Annotated in this window: 4 protein-coding genes and 1 other RNA gene; all 5 read right to left on the bottom strand. The window is 60.2% G+C overall.

Annotation, left to right across the window (positions count from 1 at the left end; all coding sequences use genetic code 11):
- Window positions 1-817 (bottom strand): phage integrase central domain-containing protein (locus tag GIW04_RS26570; protein WP_236479358.1); only part of this gene is annotated, 817 nt, incomplete at its 3' end.
- A 187-nt stretch (window positions 818-1004) separates the two neighbouring features.
- Window positions 1005-1401: a transfer-messenger RNA gene (gene ssrA / locus GIW04_RS26565) on the bottom strand.
- Between the two features lie 94 nt (window positions 1402-1495).
- On the bottom strand, window positions 1496-1774 hold the full coding sequence (locus GIW04_RS26560) for a hypothetical protein (RefSeq protein ID WP_020301768.1): 279 nt from the start codon (window positions 1772-1774) through the stop codon (window positions 1496-1498).
- Between the two features lie 136 nt (window positions 1775-1910).
- Window positions 1911-4721, bottom strand: coding sequence for an FAD-binding and (Fe-S)-binding domain-containing protein (locus GIW04_RS26555; protein ID WP_120248827.1), 2811 nt, complete (start codon window positions 4719-4721; stop codon window positions 1911-1913).
- A gap of 70 nt (window positions 4722-4791) precedes the next feature.
- The coding region (locus GIW04_RS26550) for a lactate permease LctP family transporter (protein ID WP_236479357.1) at window positions 4792-6317 on the bottom strand (1526 nt) is incomplete at its 5' end.

Below are 6317 nucleotides of genomic sequence, written 5' to 3'. Positions count from 1 at the left end.
GCTCTGCTGGGATTGTCCAGACACGCCTTTCAAAGTCGATGTCTGCCCAGCGAGTAGTTGCCGCCTCGGCAGGGCGAGTCATCGTGTGCAATTGCCATTCGATCAGGCAGCGGGTCGTGCGTTTGATGCTGGCGTTTGCGATCTCCATCATGAGTTCGGGGAGTTCTTCGGGCGGAAGCGCAGCCATATTCTCTTTCTTGGGCTTCTTGAATACAGCCCTGATGCCGCTGAGCGGGTTGGAGAAGATCAGGCCGGAGTTTACGCCGTAGGTCATGATCTCGTTTAGCCGCTGGCTAAGACGTTTGACCGTCTCCAGGCTGCCTTTCGCTTCGATTGGGCGAAGCAATGCGATCACCATCGGCGCGGTGATCTTCGCGAGTGGTGTCGTCTTCAAATCGGGAAACACGTGCAGTGAGAGCGACCGCCAGATGTCTTCGGCGTAGGCCGGGGTGACCGAGTCCTTCTTAAGCTCGAACCAGGCGGTGGCCACGTTCTCGAAGGTGTGTTCCGTTTCTGCGCGCTTGGCCTCATTCAACGTATTGCGCTGTACTTTTGGATCGATGCCTCGGGCGAGCAACTCGCGGGCTTCGACTGCCTTCTTTCGTGCGTTCGCCAGTGACAGTTCGGGGTAGGTCCCGAAGCCGATGTTGATGCGCTTCTTGGTGACCGGTTCGCGGTAGTTGAAATTCCACAGCAACGAACCGTTGCTGCGTACTCGGAGCTGCAAACCGTCACCGTCAGTAAGGACGTAATCCTTGGACGCGGGTTTGACTCCCTTGAGCTGTCGATCGGAGAGACGGAGGTTTTGAGCAGGCATGAGATTCTCCTCAGGCACTGATTCGGTATTCCAAAGATTAGCACCGGATGTGATGGAATACCCTCTGGAATACCCGAATGGCTGGAACTCAAAAACTCTCAAAAGACCGCAAAAGCGCTGGAAACCGCGTATTTACTGGCTCGCAGGCACAAAAAAAGACGTCCGTGGACGTCTTTGTTTGATCATTTGGTGGAGCCGGGGGGATTTGAACCCCCGTCCGCCAGTACTCCGCTGTCGGTACTACATGCGTAGCCGTTTCTATTAAGTTAACCCTCAGCGACCCGAAGGGCAGGGTGCTTTGGGCGAGTTGTGTAAGTTTTAGCCGCTTCGTCCACAACGTACTGCACGGCGATTCTGTTCTATATGACAATCACTTTGGGTTTACAGACATCCCCTGGTGATTGCTGGACCCGAAGGTACCAGAAGCTCAGGGCTAAGGCTGCTTACGCAGCGAGAGCGAATTCCTGGCCGTAGTTTTCGTCATTGGCAACTATAAGAAGTTGCAACAGTGGATTTACGAGTTCTGTTACCAACTCGGCATGCACCTAAAGTTTCGCGACCGGCGTCGAATCCTAAACGGCCCCGTGCTTGTAACTCGTTGTTTCTTAGTGAGTGACAAGCCTGTGCAGTGTACGCCAAAAGCTCAGCGAAGGCCAACCCGAAGGTTGGCCCTCTCGCTTACTGGCCGCCTTTCTCGCTGTTCTGCAGGTCTTGCAGGGCCTTGGAGGTGATTTCGATGCACTTCTTCTCATCACCGGCGGCGTGGGCGGCCTTGGCCTGGGAGACGGCGGTGTCTATTTCGCCACTTTTACCGCTGGTGTCGGTGGCGAGCAGGGCTTTGCCGTTGTTGATTTTGTCCAGGTTGATCTGGCACAGGTCTTTGTCACCGGCGGCGAAAGCGGGGGAGGCGAGCATCGCAGCGGTCATGAACAAGCCAGCAAGAGCGGAACGCTTCATAGGGTGTCTCCTTGCGCAAAAGGGCTCGACGCTGCTGGCGGGCAACCGCTGCCAGCGACATCACTGATTGGCCTCGTTGGTCGAGGCCTATGCAGATGACTGCGCCGGTGCGCGAGGGTTCGGTTTTTTTGCCGGGTCAGTGGGGGCGGGCGCGGGTGACGCGGTCTACCAGGTAGACCAGGCCGTGGTAGTTGATGCCGCCATGCTGGCTCAGGCCGATCTCGCAGGTGCGGCTGGTGGAGATGCCTTCGCTGCAATGTTGCACGGCGTCCTTGAGTGAGCGCAGGGAGTGGGCGTTGAGTTCCGGGGTGGTGAAGCCTTTGTCGCCGGCAAAGCCGCAGCAATGAATGCCTTCGGGGATCACCACGGTTTTGGCGCAGCGTCGTGCGAGTTCGATCAGTGCCTGGCTCTCGCCCAGGTGTTGGGTGCTGCAGGTGACGTGCACGGCGATGGGCGCTTCCTGGGGTGTGAAGTCGAGGCGGTCCATCAGGTGGGTGCGGATAAAGCGCACGGGGTCGTAGAGGTCCAGGCGCGTTTCTCCCAACTCTTGCACCAGGCGTAGGGTGCAGGGGCTGGTGTCGCAGTAGATCGGGTCGAGGCCGCCGCGGCTGGCGTGGAGCAGGGCGCCGATCAGTTCCTGGCGCTTGTGTTCGGCCTGCTCGGCGTAGCCCTTGGATGCGAAGGGTTGGCCGCAGCAGAGGCTGTCCTGATTGTCGGGGAAGACTACCTGGTAGCCGGCTTTTTCCAGCAACTGCCGGGTTTTGTCGTACAGCGAGATTTGCTCTTTATCGCCGGCTGCCGGGCCCATGGCGCGGGAGACGCAGGCGGCCAGGTACACCACGCGAGGGCGCGCGTCTGTCACAGCGGGGCTGAAGCGGATGGCTTTTTCGGGCTGTGGCATGGCGTTGGTCCACTGCGGTATTTGCCCTTTGGACAGCTTGGTCAGTGTGCTCGAAAGCTTGGCCAGCCGTGGAGCGCCCAGCAGCATGCGCGCACCGTTGGCGACGTGCAGGGTAAAGCGCGCACCTTGCAGCGCGGTTGCGAAATGGCTGGCGAGCCAGTCGGCGGTTTTCGTACGGTCGGCCTCGCGGCTGCGCAGTTTTTTTACCAGGTCGCCGGTATTGATGCCTACAGGGCAGCGTTGCGCGCATAAGCCGGTGGCGGCGCAGGTGTCGATGCCCTGGTAGTGGTAGGCCGCTTCCAGTTCGGAGGTGTCCACGCCTGCGCGCTTTTTGGCCTGGATGTCGCGCCAGATCACGATGCGCTGGCGCGGGCTCAGGGTCAGGCCTTTTGACGGGCACACCGGCTCGCAGAAGCCACACTCGATGCACTTATCCACAAGCTCATCGGCGGCGGGCAACGGCTTGAGGTGTTTGAGGTGGATCTGCGGGTCTTCGCTGAGCACCACATCCGGGTTGAGGATGCCGTTGGGGTCGAGCAGGCGCTTGAGCTGCCACATCAGTTGATAAGCGTCGCTGCCCCATTCCAGTTCGACGAAAGGGGCCATATTGCGTCCGGTGCCGTGTTCGGCCTTCAGCGAGCCACCGAACTCCACGGCCACCAGTTGCGCGACGTCATCCATGAACGCTTGATAGCGTGAGACTTCTTCGCTGCTGCTGAAGCCTTGGGTGAACACAAAGTGCAGATTGCCTTCCAGGGCATGTCCGAAAAGGATGGCTTCGTCGTAGTGGTGTTTGTCGAACAGTGCGATCAAGCGGTTCACGCCAATCGCCAGTTGTTCTACCGGGAAGGTCACGTCTTCGATGATCACGGTGGTGCCGGTTTTGCGTACGGCGCCTACGGCGGGGAAGGTGTCTTTGCGGATGGCCCACAGGCGTGCGTTTTCCAGTGGGTCTTCGGTGAAGTCGACTTGTTTCTCCACGGGAAACGCCGCCAGGGACGCCATGATCAGCGTCAGTTGTTCGTGCAGCAGTGAGGGCGAAGCGGCGCGGGATTCGATCAGCAGTGCGCAGGCGTTTTCCGATAGATGCTGTACGAAAGCAGGCATACCCGGTTTGTCCTGCACCGAGCGCATGCTGCGTCGGTCAAGCAGTTCAACGGCGGAGACCGGCTGGGTTTTCAGCACGGTGACGGCATTGCAGCAGGTTTCGACATCCGGGAAGACGATCAGCGCCGAGGCTTTGTTGGGGTGATCGATTACGGTGTCGTAGGTGACCGCACTGATAAACCCCAGGGTGCCCTCGGAGCCGACCAGCAGGTGGCTGAGGATATCCAGCGGGTCATCGAAATCCACCAGGGCGTTGAGTGACAGGCCGGTGGTATTTTTCAGGCGGTATTTGTGGCGGATCTTTGCCGCCAGCTCAGTATTTGCCCGTGTCTGGCGACCTAGTAGGGCCAGGCGTTTAAGCAGTGCGCTATGTGACTGGCGGAAGGCTTGCACGCTGGCGGCATCTTCGGTGTCCAGGCGGCTACCATCAGCCAGCACCAGGCGGATGCCCGCCAGGGTGTGGTAAGTGTTTTGCGCCGTGCCGCAGCACATGCCACTGGCGTTGTTGGCGACGATTCCGCCGATCTTGCAAGCATTGATAGACGCTGGGTCCGGCCCGATCTTGCGCCCGAACGGTGCGAGCCAGGCATTGGCCTGGGCGCCGATCACGCCGGGTTGCAGGCGTATCTGGGTGCCTTGCCCGCGAATTTCGCGGTGGTTCCAGTTATCACCCAGCACGATCAGCACCGAGTCGCTGATGGCCTGGCCCGAGAGGCTGGTGCCTGCGGCACGGAAGGTCACCGGCACGCGGTCGCGCTGGGCCAGTTGCAGCAGTGTCACCACTTCGTCTTCTGACTCCACGCGGATCACCAGTTGTGGGATCAGTCGGTAGAAGCTGGCGTCGGTGCCGAAGGCGAGGGTGGAAAGTGGATCGTCGAAGCGGCGATCTTGCGGGATCAGTTGTGCGACGTCGCTCAGGAAAGCAGCAGGCAGGCTCATCGGTCCTCCAGAAATAGCAGACGCCGGAAGGATGCCCCGGCGTCGATTCTTACCCTATTACGTGCAGGTCTCAGTGCACCAGCATACCGGTGAACCAGTACGCCTGCGCCAAGGTGATCAGCCCGACGATGGTGGCAAAAAACAGGCTGTGCTTGAGGGTAAAGCGGAACAGATCGGATTCCTTGCCCACCAGGCCTGTGGCGGCGCAGGCCACGGCGATGGATTGCGGCGAGATCATTTTGCCGGTCACGCCACCGCTGGTGTTCGCGGCTACCAGCAGGGTGTCGTTGACGCCGATCTGGTGCGCAGTGGTGGCTTGCAATGAGCTGAACAGGGCGTTGGATGAGGTATCGGAGCCTGTCAGGAAAACTCCCAGCCAACCAAGGAATGGCGAGAAGAACGGGAAGGCTGCACCGGTGCCGGCCAGAACCAGGGCCATGGTCGAGGACATGCCGGAGTAGTTGGTGACGAACGCGAATGCCAGCACCATGCCGATGGAGAGGATCGGCCAGCGCAGCTCGTAGAAGGTCTCTTTTAAAGTGGTAAGACCAGTTTTTATATCGATTTTCAGTACGAGCATGGAAACCAGTGCCGAGAAGAAGATCGCAGTGCCCGTAGCTGAAATCGGGTCCAGCTTGAAGACGGCCGGGATGGCGGTCGGGTTGGTCACGATGGGCGCGACTTTAACCACCAGTTGATCCAGGTGCGGGATCGCGAAATTGAACACCCAGCCGTACATCGAACCGCCCGCGGCGAACAGGGCCTTGAAGGGTTTGAGGGTCCAGATGGTCACCAGTACGGTGAGGATCAGGAACGGCGACCACGCCTTGAAAATTTGCCCCAGGCTGTAGGGCGAAACCACGGTGTTGCGTGGCAAGCCGAAGCCGCCGGCGCTGGAGGTGACCGCTACGCTGGAGGTGGCGCCGGCAATTTGTGCGCCTGCGGTGCGCTTGGGTTGCCAGACCTTCAGGAACAGCGTCAGGGCAATCAGGCTGGCGAGTGCCGAGGTGATGTCCGGCAGCTCTGGGCCAATGAAGTTGGAGGTGAAATATTGGGTGACGGCAAAGCTCAAGCCCGCCACCAAGGCTGCCGGCCAGGTTTCGCGAACGCCGCGCAGGCCGTCCATCATGAACACCAGCCAGAACGGCACGAACAGCGACAGCAGCGGCAGTTGGCGGCCGGTCATGGCGCCAATCTTGAACGCATCAATGCCGGTGACCTGGCCGGCGACGATGATCGGAATGCCCAATGCGCCGAAGGCCACGGGCGCGGTATTGGCAATCAGGCACAGGCCGGCGGCGTACAGAGGGTTGAAGCCCAGGCCTACCAGCAGCGCGGCGGTGATCGCCACGGGCGCGCCAAAACCGGCCGCGCCTTCCAGGAAGGCGCCAAAGCAGAAGCCGATCAGCAGCACCTGCAAGCGCTGGTCATCGGTGATCGACAAGACGGAGCTGCGAATGATCTCGAACTGGCCGCTCTTGACCGTCAATTTGTACAGGAATACCGCCGCGACGATGATCCAGGCGATGGGCCACAAGCCGTAGGCAAAACCATAACCGGCCGCAGCCAGCGCCATGTCTACCGGCATCTGGAAGG

It is taken from the genome of Pseudomonas sp. PA-4-8C, assembly GCF_021606625.1.
In the GTDB taxonomy this organism is placed as follows: Bacteria; Pseudomonadota; Gammaproteobacteria; order Pseudomonadales; family Pseudomonadaceae; genus Aquipseudomonas; species Aquipseudomonas lactis.
The sequence above is the reverse complement of the archived record's forward strand: the minus strand, read 5'-3'. Positions and strand labels throughout refer to the sequence as shown.